Origin of the sequence: Streptomyces sp. NPDC002580 (assembly GCF_042889485.1) — a bacterium.
Classification (GTDB): Bacteria; Actinomycetota; Actinomycetes; order Streptomycetales; family Streptomycetaceae; genus Streptomyces.
Genome location: NZ_JBIAQZ010000004.1, coordinates 78,372 through 103,283 on the forward strand (window position 1 = coordinate 78,372; position 24,912 = coordinate 103,283).

Genomic DNA, 24,912 nt, shown 5'->3' on the forward strand with positions numbered 1-24,912 from the left:
TCGGCTTCTGTCAGCCCCTTGGGTGCCCGAACGGTTACGCTTTGAACAGTTGTGTCGCTTTCTGGATCAGCTCGTAGAGGCCGTAGCCCAGCGGGGCTCCCACCCACAACCAGGCGAGGGCGATCAGCGGTCGGCGGTCAGGCGGACTCGGGCTGCTGTCGTGCGACATCTACGGCCTCCCTCGGTGCGGGGATGTGGTGGCGGGCGTGGACGGGCCGGACGAACTCGTTCGCGACGAAGCCGACGGCGAGCAGCCCGATCATGATCAGGAACGACATGCCGTACAGGGACGAGCCGTGTCGGCCCGCCGCCTCCTGGTGGTCCGCGATCCGGTTGACGATCAGCGGGCCGAGGACTCCGGCGGTGGACCAGGCGGTGAGCAGCCTGCCGTGGATGGCGCCGACCTGGTAGGTGCCGAAGAGGTCCTTCAGGTACGCCGGGATGGTGGCGAAGCCTCCTCCGTAGAAGGAGAGGATCACCAGCGCGCTCAGGATGAACAGCGGTTTGGAGGAGTCCCCCAGCCACGCGATGAGCGCGTACATCAGCGCCCCCACCCCGAGGTAGACCCGGTAGATGTTCTTGCGCCCGATCACGTCGGAGGTCGAGGACCAGCCGATCCGGCCCGCCATGTTGGCCGCGGACAGCAGGGCGACGAACCCGGCGGCCGCGGACACGGAGACCGGCGTGGAGGTGTCCGCGAAGAAGTCCGTGATCATCGGCGCGGCCTTCTCCAGGATGCCGATGCCCGCGGTCACGTTCATGCAGAGCACGATCCACAGGCACCAGAACTGCGGAGTGCGTACGGCGTTCCGCGCGGAGACCTGGACGCCTTCGAGCGCGCTCGGCCCGGCCGCCTGCGGCTTCTCACCGCGCGGCACCCGCACCAGCAGCACCCCGAGGGTCATGAACACGGCATACGTCAGCCCGTGCACGAGGAAGGCGAGCGCGATGCCCGAGGAGTCGGAACCGAACGACTTCAGCATCTGGGCGGACCAGGGCGAGGCGATCAGCGCGCCGCCGCCGAAGCCCATGATCGCGATGCCGGTGGCCATGCCGGGCCGGTCCGGGAACCACTTGATCAGGGTGGAGACGGGGGAGATGTAGCCGATGCCGAGGCCCGTCCCGCCGACGAAGCCGTAGCCGAACACGATCAGCCAGTACTGCTCGGTGGCCGCGCCGAGCGCCGCGAGGAGGAAGCCGGAGGAGAAGCAGACGAGGGCGACGGTCATCGCCCAGCGGGGTCCGTTGCGCTCGACGAGCGTGCCGCCGAACGCGGCCGACAGGCCGAGCATCACGATGGCGACCTGGAAGGGCAGCGCGCTCTGCGTGCCGCTGAGATCGAGCGCGGATTCGAGCGGCGGCTTGAAGACGCTCCAGGCGTAGGCCTGGCCGATGGACAGGTGGACCGACAGGGCGGCGGGCGGGACGAGCCAGCGGCTCCAACCCGGCGGTGCGACAGGAGGGCTCATGATCGGGACGATAGGAAGCGGTTGCCCGGCTGTGAACCCGCGCGGCGGGAACTCGTCGACCGTGTGCGATGAGCGGTCACCCTGACGCGACGAACGGTCGCCTCGGGCACGTACGGCCGGTCGCGCGGACAGCTCCGACCGACCTCGCCGTCCGACCCGGCGGGCTCCCCGATCCGACCCGGCGGGCTCCCCGATCCGGCCCCGCGCGCCTCACGGCCGGGTGCCGCCGCCTCCGCGCCGCGCACGCGTGTGGCCCGGTCCCGGTCCCGCCCCAGCCCCCGCACCGCACCGCACCCGCACTCCCCGTCACCATCACGGTGGCCGTCACCATCGCCGTGGCCGTGGCCGTCGCCGTAGCCGGGACTCTTGCCCTCACTCATTCCATCCTGTAGACAATATTTCGTCGACAGAATTGGAAGTTCCTCGGTACCCTCGACCGAACGGAGCGCCACCCAGTGAGAGTCGCAGTTCTCGGCGCCGGCGCGATCGGCGCCTACGTCGGCGCCGCGCTGCACCGCGCCGGCGCCGACGCGCACCTCGTCGCCCGTGGACCGCATCTCGCGGCCATGAGGCAGCACGGCGTCCAAGTCATCAGCCCGCGCGGGGACTTCACCGCGCACGTCCACGCCACCGACGACCCGGCGGACATCGGCCCGGTCGACTACGTCTTCCTGGGCCTGAAGGCCAACTCGTACGCGGCGTGCGGGCCGCTCATCGAGCCGCTGCTGCACGGCACCACGGCGGTGATCGCCGCCCAGAACGGCATTCCCTGGTGGTACTTCCACCGGCACGGCGGACCCCACGACGGCCACCGGGTGGAGAGCGTGGACCCGGGCGGCGCCGTCAGCGCGGTGCTGGCACCGGAACGGGCCATCGGGTGCGTCGTGTACGCCGCGACCGAACTGGAGGGACCCGGCGTCGTACGCCACCTCGAAGGCACCCGGTTCTCGATCGGCGAGCCCGACCGGTCGGTCTCGGCCCGCTGCCGGGCCTTCGGCGAGGCCATGCGGGAGGGCGGGCTGAAGTGCCCGGTCGAGCCGGACCTGCGCAATGACATCTGGCTCAAACTGCTCGGCAACATCTCCTTCAACCCGATCAGCGCGCTCGCGCGGGCCACGATGCGACAGATGTGTCTGCACGGCGGGACGCGCAAGGTCATCGAGATCATGATGACCGAGACCCTGAGGGTCGCCGAGGCCCTCGGCTGCGAGGTGGGCGTGTCCATCGAGCGGCGGCTCGCGGGGGCCGAGCGCGTCGGCGACCACCGCACCTCCACGCTCCAGGACCTGGAGCGCGGCAAGCCGCTGGAGCTCGACGTGCTGCTCGCGGCCGTCGTGGAACTGGCGGAGATCACGGAGGTGCCGGTACCGACGCTGCGTACCGTGCACGCCATCTCGGACCTGCTCGCCCTGCGGACCGCGGCATGACCCGCGGAGCGGGCCGCCCGCCTCCGCGCCATGCGGCCCGCTCCGCGCATGCAGGACAATGAGCACGTGAAGGTCACCTCCCCCACGACGCCCGGTGACCCGCACGGCGACAGCCGATCGAAGGGCCGCTCCGGCCAGCCGCACGTAAAGAACCGGGACTGATCAGGACATGGGACGAGTCACGGAACGACGCAGGGTGATCCGTATCCGGGACGGAGCCGAGAGCACCCGTCCCGACACGCTCGTCGCCGAGGAACCGCTGGAGATCCGCCTGAACGGGAAGCCCCTGGCGATCACCATGCGCACCCCGGGCGACGACTTCGCGCTCGCCGCGGGCTTCCTGGTGAGCGAGGGGGTGCTGGGCCGTGCCGACGAACTCCAGAACATCGTGTACTGCGCGGGGGCCACGGTGGACGGCTCCAACTCCTACAACGTCGTCGACGTGCGGACGGCGCCCGGCGTCGTCATCCCCGACATCACGCTCGAACGCAACGTGTACACGACGTCCTCCTGCGGGCTGTGCGGCAAGGCGAGCCTGGACGCGGTCCGTACGACGGCCCGCTGGGCGGTCGACGACACGGAGGGCGGCACCACTCCCCCGGTGCGGCTGGAGCCCGGGCTGCTCGCGGAGCTCCCCGACCGGCTGCGCGCCGCCCAGCGGGTCTTCGACCGGACCGGGGGCCTGCACGCGGCGGCGCTGTTCACGGAGGAGGGGGAGCTGGTCGACGTCCGCGAGGACGTGGGCCGGCACAACGCGGTCGACAAGCTGGTCGGTCGCGCCCTGCAGAGCGGCTCGCTCCCGCTCTCCCGGACGGTCCTGCTGGTGTCCGGCCGGGCCTCCTTCGAGCTGGCGCAGAAGGCGGTGATGGCGGGCATCCCGGTGCTCGCGGCGGTCTCCGCCCCGTCGTCCCTGGCCGTCGACCTGGCCGTGGAGACCGGCCTGACCCTGGTCGGCTTCCTGCGCGGCGCCAACATGAACGTGTACGCGGGCGAGCACCGCATCGCTCTGCGGGCCGCGGCCGCCCAGGGCTGACACCGGCTCCCCGCTGCACGGCGGCGGGGTCCCGGACGGCGGGGAGCGCCCCCTGCGCCGGACGGGCCCCGCCTCAGCCTCGGGCCCCCGCCACCTGGGCGAACGCCGCCGACCCGGCCGACGCACCGGTCAGAGGCGCGCGGCGGCCCGTCGTTCCGGAGCGGGTGGCGCAACCACCTGTTCCGCCCCGGACGAGACCGGGGCCGGCTCCGCGGCTCACCGGACCGGACCGGGGCAGGGGCCGCTCCGCCGTCAGCGGCTCACCCGGTCGGGAGACCCGTCCCGCGCGGAGTCCCGCCCCGAAACACCCGTCGCGGCTCATCCCGCGACGAAGCACACCTCCGCCGCCGACACCACCGTGCCGAGGCGCGGGAAGTCCAGGCGGACGGAGGCCTCGTGCTCGGGGGCGGTGAACGCGGCCATGGCGTCCTGGACGAAGACGAGGTCGTAGCCGAGGTCGCCGGCGGCGCGCGCGGTCGACTCGACCCCCAGGTTGGTGGCGATGCCCCCGAACACCAACGTGGAGACACCGCGTTCACGCAGCCGCTCGTCGAGGCCGGTGCCCTGGAACCCGCCGATGGTCCGCTTCACGATCTCCACATCACCGTCCGCGACGAGCCCGGGGACGAGTCCGCTTCCGGGCGGCTGCTCGGGGACCCCGGACCGCTCGACCCGGACGAGCACGACGGGAGCCCCCGCCTTCCGGAAGGAGGCCGCCAACTCCTGCGAGGTGGCGAGGACTTCGGTCCCCTTGTACGGCGCCAGGGGCAACGCCACGATGCGCTCCATCAGATCGACGAGCACAAGGGCCGTGCGGGTCGGGTCGAGGGCGAGGCGGGGTTCGGCTTCGGGTGCGGTCATGACGGAACGTTAGCCCGCATCAGCCGTCCGTACCGGAAATCCGGATCAACAAGCCCGTGAACTGCTTTCGTTCGGCCGCGCCCCGGCGGCACGGTCGGCGTGTCGCGGACCCGAACGAACCGGCGGGACGCCGCCTCGCCCCTCTCCAGCTCCAGCTCCAGCTCCAGCTCCAGCTCCAGCTCCAGCGGAGGGTTCCTGCGACCCACGTGCCGTACGGCCCCTCACGCACGGGCGAAAGCTGGCGTGAACACGACCGGTGCTGACTTCTTGTGAGCTGTCTGAGGGCCAAGTAGCGTCTGGGCGCGAACGTTGGACGTGGGATGTCCGGAGCATCCGGATTGCCCAGCCGTACGAAGGGCAGGTCGCACCATGCCGTTACGCCTCCGCACCCGTCCGAGATCCGCGTCGGCCGCCCGGCCGGGGCCCGGCACCGGCCCGCAGAGAGGACGGCCGTCACCCACCCGGCCGAGCCCCCGCACCCGGCTCAATGCCACCCTGACCGTCGTTCTCAGCATCGCCGCGCTGCTCGCGCTCCCCGGTACCGCTCGCGCCGAACCCGCGGCCGCGAACGCCGTGTTCGAGCAACAGGTTTTGTTCAAGGCCTCCCGGGATCCCGGCTACGCCTGCTTCCGCATCCCGTCCGTCGTGCGGACGACCGAGGGAACCCTGCTGGCGTTCGCCGAGGGACGGGTCCTCAACTGCGGCGACGCGGCCGACATCGACATCGTGGTGAAGCGCTCCACCGACGGCGGGCGCACCTGGAGCCCTCTCCAGGTCGTCAACGAGGGCGGCGGGGACACCCACGGCAATCCCGCCCCGGTCGTGGACCGTGCCACCGGCCGGATCGTGCTGGCGGAGACGTACAACACCGGCCGTACGGACAGCGCGAGTTGCTCGGTCCCGTGCGACCGCACCCCGCATCTGCAGTACAGCGACGACGACGGTCTCACGTGGTCCGAGCCGCGTGACCTGAGCGACGAGATCCTGCCCCCGGACTGGAACTCCTGGTACGCCACCGGCCCGGTGCACGGCATCCAGCTCACCCGCGGACGGCACGCGGGACGACTCGTCCTCTCCGTCAACACCGAGACCTGGAACGGCGGTCGGGTCACGGCCGACAACGCCGCGCTCGTCACCAGCGACGACGGCGGCGACCACTGGGACATCGGTGCGACCGACTCCTGGCCGATCGCGGACGACGGCACGTTCCGGCAGAAGCCGTCCGAGATGACGCTCACCGAACGCGCCGACGGTGCCGTCCTGGTCAGCGGCCGCGAGCAGGACGGCACCGACCTGGGGCACCGCACCCAGGCCATCAGCCGGGACGGCGGCGACAGCTTCGCCTCCTCCTTCCGTGACCTCCCGGACCTCTACGCGCCCCAGGTGCAGGGCTCCACCCTGCGCGTCGGCGACCGGATCCTGCTGTCCTGCCCGGGCGACCCGGACCGCCGCAGGACCATGATGATCCGCTCCTCCTACGACGGCGGCCGCACGTGGGACAGCGTGGACCGCGGCACGGTCGTCACCTCCGACTGGTCCGGCTACTCCGACCTGGTGCGGATCGACACGGACGCCGTGGGCCTGATGTACGAGGGCGGCGCGGTCGACGCGCGCGACGAGATCCGCTTCGCCCGTTTCACCGAGGACTGGCTCCGGCCGCGCCGGGGCCCGGACCCGACGACGGCCGACCTCGCTCCGCACACCCGGCGGGCGACGGTCCTCGGCGGGCCGACGCCGACGGCGGGCGTCCTCGGCGGCGCGCTGGAGTTCGACGGCGCCGACGACGCCGTACGACTTCCTTACCAGGACCGGCTTCCGCTCGGGACGAAGGACTTCACCGCGTCCCTGTGGTTCCGCTACACGGCCACCAGCGGTGAGCAGCCGCTGCTGTGGATGGGCGGGATCGGTACGACGCAGCCCCAGGTGTGGCTGCGCGCCGAACCCGCGTCCGGCCGGATCACCGGGCTCGTCACCACCAGGAACGGCGCCGCCGCACCGAAAACGGCGTCCGTGCGTACCGCGGGCTCCTACAACGACGGCCGGTGGCACCACCTGGCGCTGCGCCGCGGCGGAGGACGGCTCTCGCTGTTCGTCGACGGGACGACCGTCGGCGCGGCGGACGTGCCCGGATCGGTGAGCCGGAACTCGCCGTTCGGGGTGCACGTCGGCCAACGGATGGACAGCCGGGCGTATTTCACCGGCGCGATCGACGACGTACGTGTCTACGAAAGGGTGTTGAGCGACGAGGAACTGTCGGCGGCGCCCGCGCGGCAGGTGACCCGGGACACCGTGCTGTGGCTGCCCCTGGACCGGGTGAGCGGGCACCACTGACCTCGCGTCCACGCCCCGGGACGCACGAGCGCTCCGGCGGAACGGAACCGGGTCCGGCGGCGTGCCGGCCTGGTCCCGGAGACCTGCCGCTCGCCTCTCAGCGGGAGGGCGATGGAGCAGGCTCCCGCGGGTGGGTTCGGCTCAGCCGGAACGGGTCGCCGTAGGGACCGCGACGGGTGACGCGACGGCCGGGGAGACCCGGGGCGTGGTGGGGCCGCCGGAACCGCCCGCGCCGCCGGCCTTCCGTGCCGTGCCGGCCGTCCCCCCTGTCCCGGACGGCCGGACCGGACCGGCGGGACCGGTCGCCTCGGGGTCGCGGGCGCGACGCTTGGCGATCACCGCGCACACCATCAACTGCATCTGGTGGAAGAGCATCAGCGGAAGCACGGCGAGCGAGGCGTGCGCGCCGAACAGGACGCCGGCCATGGGGAGTCCGGAGGCGAGCGACTTCTTGGAGCCGGCGAACTGGATGGCGATCCGGTCCGCCCTGCCGAACCGCAGAGCCTTGGCTCCGTACCAGGTCAGGGCGAGCATCACCCCGAGCAACAGCGCCTCGACGACGAGGAGGCCGGCGAGCCGGACGGCGCTCACCTGGTGCCAGATGCCCTGCACCATGCCCTCGCTGAACGCGGTGTACACGACGAGCAGGATCGAGCCGCGGTCGACGTGGCCGAGCACCTTCTTGTGCCGTGCGATGAAGGCGCCGATCCAGGGACGCAGCAACTGCCCCGCCACGAACGGCACCAGGAGCTGGAGCACGATCCTGACCAGCGAGTCGGCGGAGAACCCGCCGCCGCTGTTGCCGAGGAGGGCCGCCGCGAGCAGCGGGGTGAGCACGATGCCCGCCAGCGACGAGAAGGAGCCCGCGCAGATCGCGGCGGGCACGTTGCCGCGGGCCATCGAGGTGAAGGCGATCGACGACTGGATCGTCGACGGGACGAGCGTGAGGAAGAGGAGGCCGGTGTAGAGGTCGTGCGTCAGCAGCGCCGGCTCCAGGGCGCGGGCCGCGAGCCCGAGCAGCGGGAACACCACGAAGGTGCAGACCAGCACCGTGCCGTGCAGACGCCAGTGCTTGAGGCCCTCCATCGCCTCACGGGTGGAGAGGCGGGCGCCGTACAGGAAGAAGAGGAACGCGATCGCGGCCGTGGCCGCACCGGAGGCGACGTCCGCTCCCTTACCGCTCGCCGGGAACAGCGCGGCGAGGCCCACGGTCCCGAGCAACAGCAGGATGTACGGGTCGATCGGCATCCAGCTCGGCCACTGCAGGCGTTTCACGGTGCTCCACTGCTCGTTCGGTGCGCTTGCCCGGTGCGGTCGTTCGTGGTGCTCGTTCGCCGTACCCGTTCGGTGCGCCTGCTCGATGTCGTCGTGCGTCGTTCGTCGTGCGTCGTGCTCGTTCGCTTCGGTTCGCGGGCCGTTCGGTCCGACCCGTTCGGGACGGACCTCGCGTACGGCGCTGCCGTCGCGCGCGGGCGGCTCGTGCCCTCTCCATCGTCCTCTTCCGGGCCCCGATCGGGAATCCGTCATACCGTTCTGACTGTCATCACGTTTCGCGATAGCGAGGTCCCATGTACGACCCGTCCCAGTTGCGTACGTTCCTGGCAGTGGCCCAGACGCTGAGCTTCACGCAGGCCGCCCGGCGGCTGGGGGTCCGCCAGTCCACGGTCAGCCAGCACGTGCGGCGGCTGGAGGACGCGGCCGGGCGCCAGCTGTTCTCGCGCGACACGCACTCCGTCGAGCTCACCGAGGACGGCGAGGCGATGCTCGGGTTCGCCCGCCGGATCCTGGAGGTGCAGGAGCAGGCGGCGGCGTTCTTCACCGGGACGCGGCTGCGCGGCCGGCTGCGCTTCGGCGCCTCCGAGGACTTCGTGCTGACCCGCCTGCCGGAGATCCTGGAGGGCTTCCGCTCCGACCATCCCGAGGTGGACCTGGAGCTGACGGTCGAGCTCTCGGGCACCCTCCACGAACAGCTCGCCGCGGGACATCTCGACCTGGTGCTGGCGAAGCGGCGGCCGCAGGACCCACGCGGCGAGCTGGTCTGGCACGACCGCCTCGTGTGGATCGGCGCCCAGCGTCTGAGACTGGACCCGGACCGCCCCGTCCCTCTGATCGTCTACCCTCCCCCGGGCATCACCCGCGCACTCGCCCTCGAAGCCCTGGAACGCCAGGGCCGGCCGTGGCGCATCGCGTGCACCAGCGGCAGCCTCAACGGCCTCCTCGCGGCGGCCCGAGCGGGTCTGGGCGTGATGGCCCATTCGCAGGGGCTGGTGCCGCCGGGGCTGGTCAGGGTGACGGAGCGGGCGGGACTCCCGGAACTGGGCGAGGTGGACTTCGTCCTGGTGCACGGGCGTCGGCGGCAGTCCGCGCAAGGGGCCGCGGACGCGCTCGCGGCGGCGATCCTCGCGGGCGGGGACCGGCTGCACCGGGGACGACGGGGGTAGGGACACCGGGTGGCGACGAGTGCCCGCGCGGCCGTCGGCCTCGGGACGGCGGAGTTCGGATCCGGTGCGGAAGACGTCCGGGCCGGCCCCGGAATCAAATGTTCCGAATCGGCCTCCCGCGGCGCCCGAGCACCCGCTCGGGGTCGTACAGATTCCGTGGAGATTACCGACACGAAGCCTACGGAACCTACGGAACCGTAAGGAATTCTGTCCGACCTCTCCCCTTGTGAGGGCATTTCCCCGACTGACCAGTGGTGACGCGGGGCCGGTCGACGGGTCGAAGCCCCTCCCGCCCGGTCGAACGGTGGGGTAGCTTTCACGGCGCTGTACGGAGGGCACGAGGAGCGGTATTGCGCGAGTTCACCAACCCCCCCTTGGCGTCGGCGCCGCCGGTGGGCGGCCTGGCCGACGTCGTGTTCGAGTATGCCCACATAGATCCGCTCCACATCGCGCTCGGCCGCAAGGACGAGCGGGGAGAGTGGCGCGACGTCACCTCGGCCGAGTTCCGCGACGAGGTCCTGGCTCTCGCCAAGGGTCTGCTCTCCCAGGGCATCCGTTTCGGCGACCGGGTCGCCATCATGTGCCCCACGCGCTACGAGTGGACGCTCTTCGACTTCGCCCTGTGGACGATCGGCGCCCAGGTCGTGCCCATCTACCCCACCTCCTCCGCGGAGCAGGTCTTCTGGATGCTGCACGACGCCCAGGTGTCGGCGGTCATGGTGGAGCACGAGGACCACGCGATGACCATCGCCACGGTCGTCGACCGGCTGCCCCAGCTGCACAAGCTGTGGCAGCTCGACGTGGGCGCCGTGCACGAGCTGTACGAAGCGGGCGCGCACCTCGACGACGAGGTGGTCCACCGGCACCGGCGGGCGGTCACGCCCGAATCGACCGCGACGATCATCTACACCTCCGGCACGACCGGCCGCCCCAAGGGCTGTGTCATCTCGCACGCGAACTTCATGTTCGAGGCGGACACCGTCATCCAGCGCTGGGAGCCCGTCTTCCACTCCAAGCGCGGGGACGAGTCGTCGACCCTGCTGTTCCTGCCGCTCGCGCACGTCTTCGGACGGATGGTGCAGATCGCGGCGTTCCGCGGGAAGGTCAAGTTCGGGCACCAGCCGCAGCTGAACGCGGCCGCGCTGCTGCCGGACCTGGCCGCCTTCCGGCCCACGTTCTTCCTGGCCGTGCCGTACATCTTCGAGAAGGTCTTCAACGCCGCCCGCCGCAAGGCCGAGAAGGAGGGCAGGTCGGGACCCTTCGAGAAGGCGGTCGACGCCGCCGTGCGCTACGCGGACGCCATCGAGGCCAAGGCCTGGGGCACCGGCCCCGGCCCCTCGGCGAGCCTGCGCATGCAGCACCAGGTCTTCGACAAGCTCGTCTACTCCAAGGTGCGGGCCGCGATGGGCGGCCGGGTCAGACACGCGATGTCGGGCGGCTCGGCGATGGACCGGCGGCTCGGGCTGTTCTTCGCGGGCGCGGGCGTCACCATCTACGAGGGGTACGGGCTCACCGAGTCCACCGCCGCGGCGACCGCCAACCCGCCCGAGCTCACCCGGTTCGGCACGGTCGGCCAGGCGATCCCCGGCACCACGGTGCACATCGCGGACGACGGGGAGATCTGGCTGCACGGTGGCAACGTGTTCCAGGGCTATCTCAACAACGACAAGGCCACCGACGCCACCCTGCACGACGGCTGGCTGGCCACCGGCGACCTCGGTTCCCTGGACGAGGACGGCTACCTCACGATCACCGGGCGCAAGAAGGAGATCCTGGTGACCTCCGGCGGCAAGAGCGTCTCGCCGGGCGTACTGGAGGAGCGGGTGCGCGACCATCCGCTGGTCGCCCAGTGCATCGTGGTCGGCAACGACCGCCCGTACATCGCCGCGCTCGTCACCCTCGACGCCGAGGCCGTCGAGCACTGGCTCCAGATGCGCGGCAAGGCACACCTGCCCGCCGGTGATCTGGTGCGCGACCCCGATCTGGAGACCGAGGTGCGGCGCGCGGTGGTCGCCGCGAACACGCTGGTCTCGCAGGCCGAGTCGATCCGCACGTTCCGGATACTGGCCAACCAGTTCTCCGAGGAGCACGGCCTGCTGACACCGTCGCTGAAACTGAAGCGCAAGGCGATCGAGAAGGCGTACTCGACCGAGGTCGAGGCGCTCTACCAGACGTAGCCGCGGGCGGGGTCCGGCACCGGCCCAGGCCGGGTGCGCAGGCCCGACCCGGTCCTGAGCGGCGGGCACGCAGACCGGGCCCCTCCGAGGAGACGTACGGCGGGCGGCACACCGCACGCCCCGCTCCCGAGTCCGCCGATGCGCCGCTCCCGGGCAACGATCCGTCCGGCTCCGGATCGACGGGCGGATCGAAGGCCGTGACTACGGCCGGATCAAACGGCCAGGCACGAGCGAACGGACCCTTTTCGGCCAATCCGCGATTCCTCGTACCGGGGGCCCGGTCAGGAATGCTTCACGGCCCGTGATCGTTGACGATGTGAGAATCACCCGACGACTGAAGGATCGAGAGCTCGTGAGCAAGGTCCCCCCGATCATCCTGAACAACGGCGTCGAGATGCCGCAGCTGGGCTTCGGCGTCTGGCAGGTGCCGGACGACGAGGCGGAGCGGGCGGTCGCCACGGCGCTGGAGTCCGGGTACCGCAGCGTCGACACCGCGGCGATCTACGGCAACGAAGAGGGCACGGGCAAGGCCATCGGCGCCTCCGGCATCGCCCGCGAGGAGCTCTTCGTCACCACCAAGCTCTGGAATAGCGACCAGGGGTTCGACTCCACCCTGCGCGCCTTCGACACCTCGCTGGAGAAGCTCGGCCTGGACTACGTCGACCTGTACCTGATCCACTGGCCGACGCCGGCCCGGGGCACGTACGTCGACACGTACAAGGCCCTCGAGAAGATCCACGCGGACGGCCGCGCCAAGGCCATCGGCACGTCCAACTTCCTCCCGGAGCACCTGGCGGAACTGATCGACGCGACGTCCGTCATCCCGGCCGTCAACCAGATCGAGCTGCACCCGCACCTCCAGCAGCGCGCGGCCCGCGAGTTCCACGCGGAGCAGGGCATCGCGACCGAGGCCTGGTCGCCGCTGGGCCAGGGCAAGGGCCTCCTCGAGGTCCCGGCGATCGTCGCCATCGCCCAGAAGCACGGCCGGACCCCGGCGCAGATCGTCCTGCGCTGGCACCTCCAGCTGGGCAACGTCGTGATCCCGAAGTCCGTGACCCCGTCGCGGATCAAGGAGAACATCGCCGTCTTCGACTTCGCCCTGGACGCGGAGGACATCGCGGCGATCTCGGCACTGAACGAGGACCGCCGGCTGGGCCCGGACCCGGCCACGTTCGACATCGGCTGACCGACCGCCCCCTCGCAGGACCCGCATATCACCGTCATCACTCGCATCACCCGCCGGCCCGGACGCTCACCGCGTCCGGGCCGGCGGCGTTTTCGCGTCCTTGGACCGGACCAACCCCGCACAAGGTCTTGACGCGGCCATGCAAGCAGGGCCAGTTTGTACGGGAACCCGGTAAGGAAAGTTTCCTAACAGAAGGGTCCCCCACAGTGCGCACTCGAACACTGACCCTGTCCGCGGCATCCTGCGCGGCCTTGCTCGCCGCCCTGACGCTCCCGGCCCACGCCTCGGGCACCGTCGAACCCCGCTCGGCACAGGAGGGTTCGGTCAGCGCGGCCGCCCTGCTCGCCAAGGTGACGTCCTGTTCACAGATATCGAACGGCAAGTACCGGACGGACGAGGAGACTTCGGCCACCGTTCCCGTCTGCGGCAAGAACGGCGCCGTGTTCTGGAAGGCCGACATGGACATCGACTGCGACGGCCAGGTCACCGCCAGGTGCAACGGCGACACCGACCCCTGGTTCCAGGACGACACCGCGTTCCACCAGTCCAACGGCCAGGCACTGCGCGCCGATTCGCTGCCGTACGTCGTGGTGCCGAGCACCAGCGGCATCTGGAAGTACACGAGTTCGGGCATCAAGGGCGGTGGCGTCGTCGCCGTCGTCTACAACGGCAAGGTCGAGTACGCGGTGGTGGGTGACACCGGGCCGACGGCGATCATCGGCGAGGCGTCGTACGCCACCGCGACCGCGCTCGGCATCGACCCCGACCCGGAGACGGGCGGGACCGATGCCGGCGTGACGTACATCCTGTTCAAGAACTCGCAGGTGTCCCCCATCGAGAGCCACAGCGCGGCCGTGTCCCTCGGGGACTCGCTGGCCAAGCAGTTCCTCCAGAACAACTGAGAGGGACACGACCGGCGGAAGGTCCGGTGCCCCCGGCGCGGGACACGGATCGGACGGGCCGGCCGGGCGGGCGGACGACCACGGTGTTCACGTCGACGCCCGTCGGCCGGTCGATCGCCCGGACGATCGAGTCGGCAAGCTGCTCCGCCGTCAGGAGCTGCCCCGGGGGCAGGCTGCCGCAGCTGTCCCAGAACGGGGTCTCCACCCGGCCGGGCGAGATCAGGGTCACTCCCCCGCCGTACTCGGTGACCTGGCGCCTGGTCGTACTCGGCCGCGCGGCCGATGACCGTCAACAGCTCCTCGGGATCGCCTAGTTCCTCGGCGAAACCGCGCAGCCGCTCCGCACCGCGACCGGTGACGGCCACCCGCCGCCCGGCACCGAGCAGCTGGCGGGCGACCGCCGCACCGATGCCGCTTCCGCCTCCGGTGATCAGCGCGACAGGAGAGGCGGTCATGGTGTGCCCCCAGGACTGTCCGGCCCGGATCGGGCCAAGTATGCGACGAACTAAGGGAGTTCATCACTCGGAGCACACTCGACGTCAAGGTCCGTCGCGCGCCCGCGGGGCCGCGCAGTGGTCGTCCCGCGGCGCGCGTCACTCCGGCTTGACGCCCACGTACAACGTCATCGCCGTCAGGAGGAACACGTCCGTGCGGTGGTGCACGCCGGCCTTGTCCTCCGGGTCGAGAAGCCGGTCGAGGGTGGCGAGGTCCTCCGGGTCGAGCCCTTCGGCGAGACCGTTCCTCCGGTGGGTGAGAGAGGTGACGACGAAGGCGCGGGCCTCGTCCGAGAGCGGGGCCGGAAGGTCGACGAGGAACGTGCGGGTCGCCGCGTGGCGCAGGCCGACGGCGTCGAGAAGCGCGGGCCAGTCCTCCGTCTCCGCCACCGATCCGGGCAGCTCGGACCTCATCCGGGTGAACCACTCGTCGTGCACCGCGTCGACGCGGGCCTGGAGGCCGGGCCGGCCGATGCCGATGTCACGCGGGAGGAACCGGGTGGGCAGGCCGCCTTCGAGGAGGGCGAGGGTGCCGCCGGGCGCCAGGCCCCGGACGAAACCGGCGAGGGCGGCGCGCTGGTCACCGACGTGGTGCAGCGACCTGCTGGCCCACACCAGGTCGGCGGGGTACTCGACGTCGCCGATGCCGTCGGAGAGCTCGGCCTCGACCGTACCGAACCGGTCGGCGAACCCGAGCCGCTCGGCGCGCGCCCGGGCCTCCGCGAGCAGGGGCTCCACGCCGTCCACGGCGACGACCCGAGCGCCGGGGAACCTCTCGGCCAGCAGGCAGGAGATGACACCGGGGCCGCTGCCCGCGTCCACGATCAGGCCCGGCTCGGGCTGCCGCTCCCGCAGCCAGTCGGCCGCCGCGACGTACGCCGGGGTGAACAGCTCCGCCTCCTGCACCAGCATGGGCAGCATCTGGGCGAAGTCCATCTGGGTGTGGTCGTGCCCGTGCCCCTGCGTGGGGCCGTGGTCCTGGGCCGGGCCGTGGTGGTGGTCGTGGTGGTGGTCCTGTGCCATGGGACAAGCCTCTCTCGGGGATGGGGACAGCGTGCGCCGGCACTCCCGGAAACGGCCAGTCGTGTTGCTCGAACGGCAAAAAAGCACGGCGGGCGGAGGGGGGACCGGCGGCGTCACGGAGCGACGCGGCCGGTCCTCCTCCCGCGGGTGCGGTCGGTGGTGGAGTGCGCGGTCCGCCAGGGGCCTGGGAAGGGCGGGGAAGCCTGCCCCCGGCGGGCCACGCGCGGTCAGCCGGTCACAGTGCCGGGTACGCGTTCTTCATGAGCTCCTGGAACTGGGCGGAGAACCAGTGTCCGGAGAGCGGGGCGTTCGGCAGCGCGCCGGAGAGGCTGTTGCCGTTGCGGGCGTTGCCCGTGTAGGTGGGGTCGCACATCCGGTCGAAGCCCTTGCCCTCGTCGTTCGCGATCGCCGAGCTGGAACCGTCGGACTCGCCCGGCGGCTTCATCCACACGTAGGCGTCGATGCCGGTGGCCGGTGCCGCCTTCGGACGTTCACCGAGGCCCGCTCCCGACTGGTTGCACCAGTTGCCCATGTGGATACGACGGTCGTAGCGCCCGCCGTCGACGTACGTGTCGACGCTGGTCGTCGCGCCGGGACCGGCCGGCCGCGCGGTACCGCCCCAGCCGTTCCTGGAGGTGTCGATCAGCATGCCGATACCGGAGTTGAAGCCGACCGAGACGAGCTGGGTGCGGAAGCCCTGGGCGTAGGACAGCTCGTCGACGTACCGGTTCCAGTCGACCCACTTGGACTGGCGCACGGAGGTGCCGTTCACCGTGTCGTTGATGGTGAAGTTGTTCTCCTTCAGGGCGCTGTAGTTCGCCGTGTTGGTGATGAACCCGTGCACGTCGTCGACGGTCGCGCCCTCGCTGGTCGCGGCCTGCTTGAATAGGGTGGCCGAGGGGGCGAAGTTGTCGTCCCAGCCGAGCCAGCCGTGGTGACCGGCGTCGATGTAGTTGTAGACGTTGGGGATCGCGCCGAGCTTGGCCAGGGCGTAGCCGACGCCCTTCACGTAGTTGCCGTTGGCGAGCATGGTGTCGCAGGCGGGGGTGGCGGTGGCGCGGCTGCCGGTGTTGGTGACGAGGTTCGGCAGCGAGTCGATCTCGATGGTCGTGACGATCCGCAGCCCGGCGTACTTGCTGTCCGCGAGGATCGCCGCGATCGGGTCGATGAACTGTGTCTTGTACTTGCCGATCTCCGTCGGGCCGAGTTCGCCGTTGGAGGCGAGTGCGGCGCAGTCGCGTCCGGGCAGGTCGTAGACCACGAGCTGGACGACCTCTTCACCGCTGCCCTTCTGGGCGAGCGCCGCGTCGAGGTGGGCTCGCAGGCCCATGCTGGTGGACGAGCCGTTGATCGCCGCGATCCGGTCGAGCCAGACGCCGGTGGGCTGGCTGGAGATCCGGCTGCCGCCGGTCTCCGCGGCGGCCTTCGCCGACCATTCCGGGTTCACGTAGACCTTGGCGCCGGAGTACGGGTTGTCGACCTTGCCCGAGGGGTCGGGATCGGGATCGGTGCCTCCGCCGCCACTGCCGTCGTCGACGTTGCAGGTCACACCGTCGAGGGTGAAGGAAGTGGGCAGCGCGTTGGTGCCGCTGTAGGAGCCGTTGAAGCCGAAGCTGGTCGAACTCCCGGTTCCCAGCGTTCCGTTGTACGACTCATTGGCGGCGGTGACGGCGGCGCCGCTCTGGGTGATCTTCGCGTTCCAGCCGGAGGTGACCTTCTGGTTCCCGGCGTACGACCACTTGACCGCCCAGGAGGACTTGGCGGCTCCGTTGTTGGTGATGGTCACGGCGGCGGTGAAGCCGGTGTCCCACTGGCTCTGCACCTTGTAGTCGACGGTGCAGGGGATCGCGGCGACGGCCTCGGCGGGGACGGCGGCGGCGGCTCCTCCCGACCCCGCTGCGATCAGGGCGAGCGCCCCGAGAATGGCTGTTCTTGCACGGCTCATGTGCGGGTTCCTTATCCGTTGAGGGCGCGCAGGTGGTCGCGCAGCCCGATGCCGTAGGAGGTCGGAGTTCCGTCGTAGTTCGAGATCAGCGACGGACCGGAGGAACAGTCCCAGGTGTTCCAGGTCCAGCCGAGGTAGGAGAGCCCCCGGTCGTCGAACCACTTCATGACGGTGTCGACGAAGGAGTGGGAACAGGTGTTCTCCCCGATCTCCCCTGCCACCAGAGGTACTTGGGCGGCCACGGGGGCGAGCGTCGAGTTCCAGCAGCTCTCGCTCGCGCAGGTGTTGAAGTTGTAGACGTGGTACGCGGCGACGAGATTGCCCGTCGGGTCACTGGGCTTGTACGTCAGCCACTGGCTCAGGTCGTTGGAGTACGCGAGCCCGCCGGCCAGGATCAGGTTCTTGGCGCCGGTGCCGCGTACCGCGTCGACCAGGTCCTGCATTCCGGCGACCTCGTAGGAGATGCCGGGACAGGTGCCGCCGTCGCGCCAGCAGGTCCACGCCTGGGTGGTCGTGGAGGTCGCGCGGTCCGGGTAGGGCTCGTTGAACAGGTCGAACGCGACGGCCGGATCGTCCTTGAAGGTGTTCGCGACCGAGGCCCAGAAGGACGGGGTGTACTGCGCGTCGGGCATCGGCTTCTGGCAGGTGGCGTGCACGTCGGAGCAGCCCGCCGAGTTGCCGGTGTACTGGCCGTAGGTCCAGTGCAGTTCGACCAGCGGGGTCATGCCGTGCGCCTCGACCTTGGCCACCAGGCTCTTGACCGCGGCGACGTAGTTGGCGCCGGAGTACTCCGGTTTGATGTTGGCCAGGCCCAGCCAGCACTCCTCGTTGAGCGGGATGCGGACCGTGTTCACCTTCCAGTCGGCGATCGCCTGGACCGAGGCGTCGTCGACGGGACCGTCGAAGAAGCCGTAGCCCTGGACGCACATGAACTCGCCGCCGGAGCGGTTGACCCCGAGCATCCTGCGGGTGGCTCCGGCGGAGTCGACCAGCTTGTTGCCCGAGACGTGCAGCTTCGGCGCCTCACCGCCGGTCGGCGGCGGGTCGGTCGGGGTGGGCGTGGGCGTCGGATCGACGTCCACGTTGCAGGGGGTGCCGTTGAGCTTGAAGGCCGACGGCACCGCGTTGCTTCCCGACCAGGAGGCGAGGAAGCCGGCGCTGACGCTCGCGCCGGTGGCCAGCGAGCCGTTCCAGCTCTCGTTGGCCGCGGTCACCGTCGTACCGGACTGGGACCACTTGGCGTTCCAGCCCTGGGTGACTTTCTGGCCGTTGGAGAAGCCGAAGCCGAGGCTCCAACTGCTCAGTGCCGCCATGTTGTTGGTGATCTTCACGGCGCCCTGGAAGCCGGTGTCCCACTGGCCGGTGACCGAGTACTCCACCGTGCACGCGGGGGTGGCTCCGGAAGCCGTGACGACCGGCGCGACCGCGGTGCCCACGAGGGCGACCGCGGCGCCGATGACTAAAAGAGACAGACGCGGGGGGTGACGCATGAAGCGACTCCTTGCAGATCTGGCGCGCCGTTACGGACGCGTCGACTGATGGAACCGCTCCCACTGGTGCGGATGAAGCTAGCGCCAAGTTCCGCCGTTGGACAGAGGAGCCGCACAGTTGATCAATCGAATCATTTCGACTCTTCAAGCACCTTGACCACTCACACCCCTCTCCCCAAGATGGGAGCGCTCCCACTGGTTCAAGGCTTGTTGCTCCTCCCCCCATTCTCCGAGCCGCAAGGAGGAACCAGCACCATGCACTCCAGCCCACGATGGATACGTCTTCGCAGGTCAAGGCGCCTGTGGACGGCTGTGGTCGCCGCCCTCGCCCTCCCGCTCACGACTCTGGCGACCGGTACGACTCCCGCACACGCGGCCACGGTTCAGTGCAGTGTCGACTACAAGACCAACGACTGGGGCTCCGGTTTCACCGCGGATCTGACGATCACCAACCGGGGCACCGACGCCATCAACGGCTGGACCCTGACCTACGCCTACACCGGCAACCAGACCCTCACCAACGGCTGGAACGGGACCTGGTCCCAGTCCGGCAAGACGGTGACCGCGAAGAACGCCGGGTGGAACGGGACCATCGCCGCCGGAGCCGCCGTGACCGCCGGCGCGCAGTTCACCTACAGCGGCACCAACACCGCTCCCACCTCCTACGCGGTCAACGGCACGACCTGTGCCGGGGCGCACCAGCCGCCGGTCACGGTGCTGACCAGTCCCGCCGCGGGCGCCGTCTACACCCAGGGCGACGCGGTACCGCTGGCCGCGACCGCGGCGGCGGCCGACAACGCGACGATCAGCAAGGTCGAGTTCTACGACGACACGACCCTGCTCGGCACCGACACCAGCTCGCCGTTCACCCTGTCGGCCTCCACGCTGGCCGTGGGCAGTCACTCACTGCTCGCGAAGGCGTACGACAGCCTGGGCGCGTCGGCGGACTCCACGCCGGTCGGCATCACCGTCGCCTCGGGTCCCGCGGTGGTCGCCTCTCCGACCCAACTCGGCGTGCAGCAGACCAAGTCGGGGACGTTCGGGGTGAAGCTCTCGACGCAACCGAGCGCGAACGTGACGGTGGCCGTGGCCCGCACGGGCGGCAACACCGGCCTGTCCGTCACCGGCGGTTCCAGTCTCACGTTCACGCCGTCCAACTGGAACACGGCCCAGAACGTGACCGTCACCGCCGACGCCTCGGGCACGGGATCCGCGACCTTCACGGCCTCGGCGACCGGGCACGCCAAGGCCACCGTCACCGTGACGGAACTGGCCGCCTCGAAGGCGTACGACGCCCGGTTCCTGGACCTCTACGGCAAGATCACCAACCCGGCGAACGGCTACTTCTCCCCCGAGGGCATCCCTTACCACTCGGTGGAGACGCTGATCGTCGAGGCGCCGGACCAGGGACACGAGACGACGTCGGAGGCGTACAGCTATCTGATCTGGCTCCAGGCGATGTACGGGAAGGTCACCGGCGACTGGTCGAAGTTCAACGCCGCGTGGACGACCATGGAGACGTACATGATCCCCACGCACGCCGACCAGCCGACGAACTCCTTCTACAACGCCTCCAAGCCGGCCACCTACGCGCCCGAGCTGGACACTCCGAACGAGTACCCGGCCAAGCTCGACACCGGTGTCCCGGTCGGTTCGGACCCGATCGCGTCCGAGCTGAAGAGCGCGTACGGCACGGACGACGTGTACGGCATGCACTGGCTCCAGGACGTGGACAACACCTACGGCTTCGGCAACGAGCCCGGCAAGTGCGAGGCGGGTCCGACCGCCACCGGTCCGTCGTACATCAACACCTTCCAGCGCGGGGTGCAGGAATCGGTGTGGGAGACGGTGCCGCAGCCGACCTGTGACGCCTTCAAGTACGGCGGCAAGAACGGGTACCTGGACCTCTTCACCGGCGACTCCTCGTACGCGAAGCAGTGGAAGTTCACGAACGCTCCGGACGCCGACGCACGCGCGGTGCAGGCCGCGTACTGGGCCGACGTCTGGGCCAAGGCCCAGGGCAAGAGCGGTGACGTGTCGGCCACGGTCGGCAAGGCGGCGAAGATGGGCGACTATCTCCGCTACGCCATGTACGACAAGTACTTCAAGAAAATAGGCAGTTGCGTCGGCCCCTCGACGTGCCCGGCGGGCACCGGCAAGGACGCCTCGCACTATCTGCTCTCCTGGTACTACGCCTGGGGCGGCGCGACCGACTCCTCGGCGGGCTGGGCCTGGCGCATCGGCTCCAGCCACACCCACGGCGGCTACCAGAACCCGCTGGCCGCCTACGCGCTCAGCAGCAACGCCGACCTGAAGCCCAAGTCGGCCACGGGCGCATCTGACTGGGCCACCTCGCTGACCCGGCAGCTGGAGTTCTACCGCTGGCTCCAGTCGAGCGAGGGCGCCATCGCCGGCGGCGCCACCAACAGCTGGGCGGGCCGCTACGCGACACCTCCCACCGGGACGCCGACCTTCTACGGCATGTACTACGACCAGCAGCCGGTGTACCACGACCCGCCGTCCAACCAGTGGTTCGGCTTCCAGGCGTGGTCCATGGAACGGGTCGCCGAGTACTACCAGCAGACGGGGAACGCGAGCGCCAAGGCGGTCCTCGACAAGTGGGTCGCGTGGGCGCTGTCCAAGACCACGATCAACCCGGACGGCACCTACCAGATCCCCTCCACGCTCCAGTGGTCCGGTGCGCCGGACACCTGGAACGCGTCGAGTCCCGGCGCCAACACGGGACTTCACGTCACCGTCGCCGACTACACGAACGACGTCGGGGTCGCCGCCGCGTACGCCAAGACCCTGTCGTACTACGCCGCCAGGTCCGGCAACACCCAGGCGAAGACGACGGCGAAGGCGCTGCTCGACGGCATGTGGGCCAACTACCAGGACGGCCTGGGCATCGCCGTCCCGGAGACCCGCGCCGACTACAACCGCTTCGACGACAGCGTGTACGTGCCGAGCACCTTCACCGGCACGATGCCGAACGGCGACGCGGTCAACTCCTCCTCGACCTTCGCCTCGCTGCGGTCCTTCTACAAGAACGACCCGGCCTGGTCGAAGATCGAGAGCTATCTGGCGGGCGGCGCCGCGCCCTCCTTCACGTACCACCGGTTCTGGGCGCAGGCGGACATCGCCCTCGCCATGGGCTCGTACGCGGAGCTTCTCGAATAGTCCCCGCTATGACTCCGCGTACGCGGCCCTGTCCCTGACGGCAGGGCCACCGGCCGGGCGGTCCCTCACCTGCACCGAGGGCCGCCCGGCCATCACGGCCACCGGTCACCCGCTCACTCCCCCTCGCAGGCCCGAGCCCCGAACTCCCCCGGAATCCCTCGCACTTCCCCGTACTCCCCGCTCTCTCCGATCTCCCCCGCCCCGCCCACCACCACGACGACGTGCTCCCTCTTCCTTCCCCCCTTCGTTCCAGGAGAGGACCCCACCGTGCGAAGAGCCCGCATCCTCACGGCCGTACTCGCCCTCGCCGCCGGACTGCTGGCCGGCACCCCGCCCGCGGTGGCCGCGAGCACTCCCGAGGCGGCCACCACGGCGGTCGCGGCCGACACGTACACCTGGAAGAACGCCCGCGTCGACGGCGGCGGCTTCGTCCCCGGCATCGTCTTCAACCGCTCCGAGAAGAACCTCGCCTACGCCCGTACGGACATCGGCGGCGCCTATCGCTGGGTGCAGGCCTCCAAGAGCTGGACCCCGCTGCTCGACTCGGTCGGCTGGAACGAGTGGGGCCACACCGGCGTCGTCAGCCTCGCCTCCGACGCCGTCGACCCGGACAAGGTGTACGCGGCGGTCGGCACGTACACCAACAGCTGGGACCCGACGAACGGGGCCGTCCTGCGCTCCGCCGACCGCGGCGCCAGCTGGCGGAAGGCCGACCTGCCCTTCAAGCTGGGCGGCAACATGCCAGGACGCGGCATGGGCGAGCGGCTGGCCGTCGACCCGAACCGGAACAGCGTGCTGTACCTCGGCGCGCCCAGCGGCAAGGGCCTGTGGCGGTCCACCGACTCCGGGGCGAGCTGGTCGCAGGTCACCGCCTTCCCGAACGTCGGCACCTACGTGCAGGACCCGACCGACACCAGCGGCTACGCCTCCGACAACCAGGGCATCGTCTGGGTCACCTTCGACGAGTCGACCGGCATCTCCAAAAGCCCCACGCAGACCATCTACGTGGGGGTCGCCGACAAGGACAACGCGGTCTACCGCTCGACCGACGGCGGCGCGACCTGGTCCAGGCTCGCCGGCCAGCCGACCGGCTACCTCGCCCACAAGGGGGTCCTCGACGCGGCGAACGGCTACCTCTATCTCGCCTACAGCGACAAGGGCGGACCGTACGACGGCGGCAAGGGGCGGCTGTGGCGGTACGCGACCCGGACCGGGACGTGGACGGACATCAGCCCGGTGGCGGAGGCCGACACCTACTACGGCTTCAGCGGGCTGACCGTCGACCGGCAGCACCCCGGCACCGTGATGGCGACGGCGTACAGCTCGTGGTGGCCGGACACCCAGATCTTCCGGTCCACGGACAGCGGCGGCACCTGGACGAAGGCCTGGGACTACACGTCGTACCCGAACCGCTCGAACCGCTACACGACGGACGTCTCCTCGGTGCCCTGGCTGACCTTCGGCGCGACCCCCTCACCGCCCGAGCAGACCCCCAAACTGGGCTGGATGACCGAGGCGTTGGAGATCGACCCGTTCGACTCCGCCCGGATGATGTACGGCACGGGCGCCACGATCTACGGGACCAAGAACCTCACCGACTGGGACGGCGGAACCCAGTTCACCGTCAAGCCCATGGTCCAGGGCCTGGAGGAGACGGCGGTCAACGACCTCGCCTCTCCCCCGTCGGGCGCTCCGCTGCTCAGCGCGCTCGGTGACATCGGGGGCTTCCGGCACACGGACCTCACCAAGGTCCCCTCCATGATGTACACCTCACCGAACCTCACCACCACGACCAGCCTCGACTACGCCGAGAGCAACCCGGACACCGTGGTCCGCGTCGGCGATCTCGACTCCGGTCCGCACATCGGCTTCTCGACGGACAACGGCGCCAACTGGTTCTCGGGCAGCGACCCTTCGGGGGTCACCGGCGGGGGCACGGTCGCCGCGGCGGCGGACGGCAGCCGCTTCGTGTGGAGCCCGGCGGGCGCCGGTGTGCAGTACACGACCGGCTTCGGCACGTCGTGGTCCGCGTCGAGCGGTATCCCGGCCGGTGCGGTCGTCGAGTCGGACCGGGTCGACCCGAAGACGTTCTACGGCTTCAAGTCCGGCAAGTTCTACGTAAGTTCGGACGGCGGCGCGACCTTCACGGCGTCCTCGGCCGCCGGTCTGCCCAGCGGGGACAGCGTGCGCTTCAAGGCACTGCCCGGCACCGAGGGGGACGTGTGGCTCGCGGGCGGCGCGAGCGACGGCGCGTACGGTCTGTGGCACTCGACGGACGGCGGCGCGACCTTCACCAAGCTGTCGAACATCGAGCAGGCCGACACCATCGGCTTCGGCAAGGCCGCGCCCGGCGCCTCGTACCAGACGCTGTTCACCAGCGCGAAGATCGGGGGCGTCCGGGGGATCTTCCGCTCGACGGACGAGGGGGCGACCTGGACGCGCATCAACGACGACGCGCACCAGTGGGGCTGGACGGGCGGGGCCATCACCGGGGACCCGCGGATCTACGGGCGGGTGTACGTCTCGACCAACGGGCGCGGGATCGTCTACGGAGACAGTCCGGGCACCGGGGACGGAGGGGGCGGCGGTACGGATCCGACACCCCCGCCGACGGGAGCCTGCACCGTGAACTACCGGATCACGAACCAGTGGTCGGGAGGTTTCCAGGCCGACGTGTCGCTCGCCAACACCGGCTCGGCCGCCTGGCACGGCTGGACGCTGGGCTGGACCTTCCCGGACGGCCAGAAGATCACCCAGCTCTGGAACGCCGACCACAGCCAGTCCGGCGCGGCCGTCACGGCGAAGAACCTGACCTGGAACGCGAACGTGGCCCCGGGGTCCTCGGTGAGCTTCGGCTTCACCGGGAGCTGGACGGGGGCGAACACGAAACCGGCGGCGTTCAAGCTGGGAAGCGAGAGTTGCGCGGTGAGTTGACCTCTCCGCGGTTCTCCCG

General features: G+C 70.4%; 15 protein-coding genes and 1 pseudogene. 9 read left to right on the plus strand and 7 right to left on the minus strand.

Annotation, left to right across the window (positions count from 1 at the left end):
- Positions 1 to 137: 137 nt before the first annotated feature.
- A complete protein-coding gene (locus ACFYW7_RS14490) occupies positions 138 to 1,469 on the minus strand; it encodes an OFA family MFS transporter (RefSeq protein ID WP_389501817.1) in 1,332 nt (443 codons plus the stop codon).
- 455 nt (positions 1,470 to 1,924) lie between these two features.
- On the opposite strand from ACFYW7_RS14490, the gene ACFYW7_RS14495 reads away from it, so the two are divergent.
- The gene (locus ACFYW7_RS14495; RefSeq protein ID WP_389501819.1) at positions 1,925 to 2,896 is read left to right on the plus strand and encodes a 2-dehydropantoate 2-reductase; all 972 of its coding nucleotides are present in this window, start codon (positions 1,925 to 1,927) and stop codon (positions 2,894 to 2,896) included.
- 169 nt (positions 2,897 to 3,065) lie between these two features.
- On the plus strand, positions 3,066 to 3,929 hold the full coding sequence (fdhD, locus tag ACFYW7_RS14500; RefSeq protein ID WP_389501821.1) for a formate dehydrogenase accessory sulfurtransferase FdhD: 864 nt from the start codon (positions 3,066 to 3,068) through the stop codon (positions 3,927 to 3,929).
- A gap of 318 nt (positions 3,930 to 4,247) precedes the next feature.
- On the opposite strand, the gene ACFYW7_RS14505 is transcribed toward fdhD, so the two are convergent.
- Positions 4,248 to 4,790: an isochorismatase family protein gene (locus tag ACFYW7_RS14505; protein ID WP_389501823.1), complete on the minus strand. Its 543-nt coding sequence runs from the start codon at positions 4,788 to 4,790 to the stop codon at positions 4,248 to 4,250.
- Between the two features lie 369 nt (positions 4,791 to 5,159).
- Here ACFYW7_RS14505 and ACFYW7_RS14510 point away from each other — a divergent pair, with 369 nt between their 5' ends.
- Positions 5,160 to 7,121 (plus strand): exo-alpha-sialidase, encoded by a 1,962-nt coding sequence (locus ACFYW7_RS14510; RefSeq protein WP_389501826.1) that lies wholly within the window; start codon positions 5,160 to 5,162, stop codon positions 7,119 to 7,121.
- Positions 7,122 to 7,262: 141 nt separating this feature from the next.
- Here ACFYW7_RS14510 and ACFYW7_RS14515 read toward each other — a convergent pair whose 3' ends face one another.
- The gene (locus tag ACFYW7_RS14515; RefSeq protein WP_389501829.1) at positions 7,263 to 8,396 is read right to left on the minus strand and encodes a bile acid:sodium symporter family protein; all 1,134 of its coding nucleotides are present in this window, start codon (positions 8,394 to 8,396) and stop codon (positions 7,263 to 7,265) included.
- Between the two features lie 293 nt (positions 8,397 to 8,689).
- On the opposite strand from ACFYW7_RS14515, the gene ACFYW7_RS14520 reads away from it, so the two are divergent.
- The 4 genes from ACFYW7_RS14520 (at position 8,690) to ACFYW7_RS14535 (ending at position 13,827) form a co-directional block, all read left to right on the plus strand.
- Positions 8,690 to 9,562 (plus strand): LysR substrate-binding domain-containing protein, encoded by an 873-nt coding sequence (locus ACFYW7_RS14520; RefSeq protein WP_389501832.1) that lies wholly within the window; start codon positions 8,690 to 8,692, stop codon positions 9,560 to 9,562.
- A 350-nt stretch (positions 9,563 to 9,912) separates the two neighbouring features.
- Complete coding sequence (locus ACFYW7_RS14525) at positions 9,913 to 11,739, plus strand: AMP-dependent synthetase/ligase (protein WP_389501834.1); 1,827 nt, start codon at positions 9,913 to 9,915, stop codon at positions 11,737 to 11,739.
- Between the two features lie 394 nt (positions 11,740 to 12,133).
- Positions 12,134 to 12,925: an aldo/keto reductase gene (locus ACFYW7_RS14530; RefSeq protein WP_389502700.1), complete on the plus strand. Its 792-nt coding sequence runs from the start codon at positions 12,134 to 12,136 to the stop codon at positions 12,923 to 12,925.
- Positions 12,926 to 13,131: 206 nt separating this feature from the next.
- Positions 13,132 to 13,827 carry a glycoside hydrolase family 75 protein gene (locus tag ACFYW7_RS14535; RefSeq protein WP_389501836.1) on the plus strand — a complete coding sequence of 232 codons (696 nt, stop codon included), beginning with the start codon at positions 13,132 to 13,134 and terminating at the stop codon, positions 13,825 to 13,827.
- Between the two features lie 52 nt (positions 13,828 to 13,879).
- On the opposite strand, the pseudogene ACFYW7_RS14540 reads toward ACFYW7_RS14535, so the two are convergent.
- The 4 genes and pseudogenes from ACFYW7_RS14540 to ACFYW7_RS14555 form a co-directional block, all read right to left on the minus strand.
- Positions 13,880 to 14,282, minus strand: a pseudogene (locus tag ACFYW7_RS14540) (SDR family NAD(P)-dependent oxidoreductase); the annotation flags it as partial.
- Between the two features lie 138 nt (positions 14,283 to 14,420).
- Positions 14,421 to 15,344, minus strand: a complete 924-nt coding sequence (locus ACFYW7_RS14545; RefSeq protein WP_389501838.1) for a class I SAM-dependent methyltransferase — start codon at positions 15,342 to 15,344, stop codon at positions 14,421 to 14,423.
- A 235-nt stretch (positions 15,345 to 15,579) separates the two neighbouring features.
- Positions 15,580 to 17,289: a glycoside hydrolase family 6 protein gene (locus ACFYW7_RS14550; RefSeq protein ID WP_389501840.1), complete on the minus strand. Its 1,710-nt coding sequence runs from the start codon at positions 17,287 to 17,289 to the stop codon at positions 15,580 to 15,582.
- A gap of 11 nt (positions 17,290 to 17,300) precedes the next feature.
- Complete coding sequence (locus ACFYW7_RS14555) at positions 17,301 to 18,779, minus strand: cellulase family glycosylhydrolase (RefSeq protein WP_389501842.1); 1,479 nt, start codon at positions 18,777 to 18,779, stop codon at positions 17,301 to 17,303.
- Positions 18,780 to 19,034: 255 nt separating this feature from the next.
- Here ACFYW7_RS14555 and ACFYW7_RS14560 point away from each other — a divergent pair, with 255 nt between their 5' ends.
- Both ACFYW7_RS14560 and ACFYW7_RS14565 read left to right on the plus strand, forming a co-directional pair.
- Positions 19,035 to 21,959, plus strand: coding sequence for a glycoside hydrolase family 48 protein (locus ACFYW7_RS14560; protein ID WP_389501844.1), 2,925 nt, complete (start codon positions 19,035 to 19,037; stop codon positions 21,957 to 21,959).
- Between the two features lie 267 nt (positions 21,960 to 22,226).
- Entirely contained in the window at positions 22,227 to 24,893 is a 2,667-nt protein-coding gene (locus tag ACFYW7_RS14565) for a cellulose binding domain-containing protein (protein WP_389501846.1), read from the plus strand.
- Positions 24,894 to 24,912 lie beyond the last annotated feature (19 nt).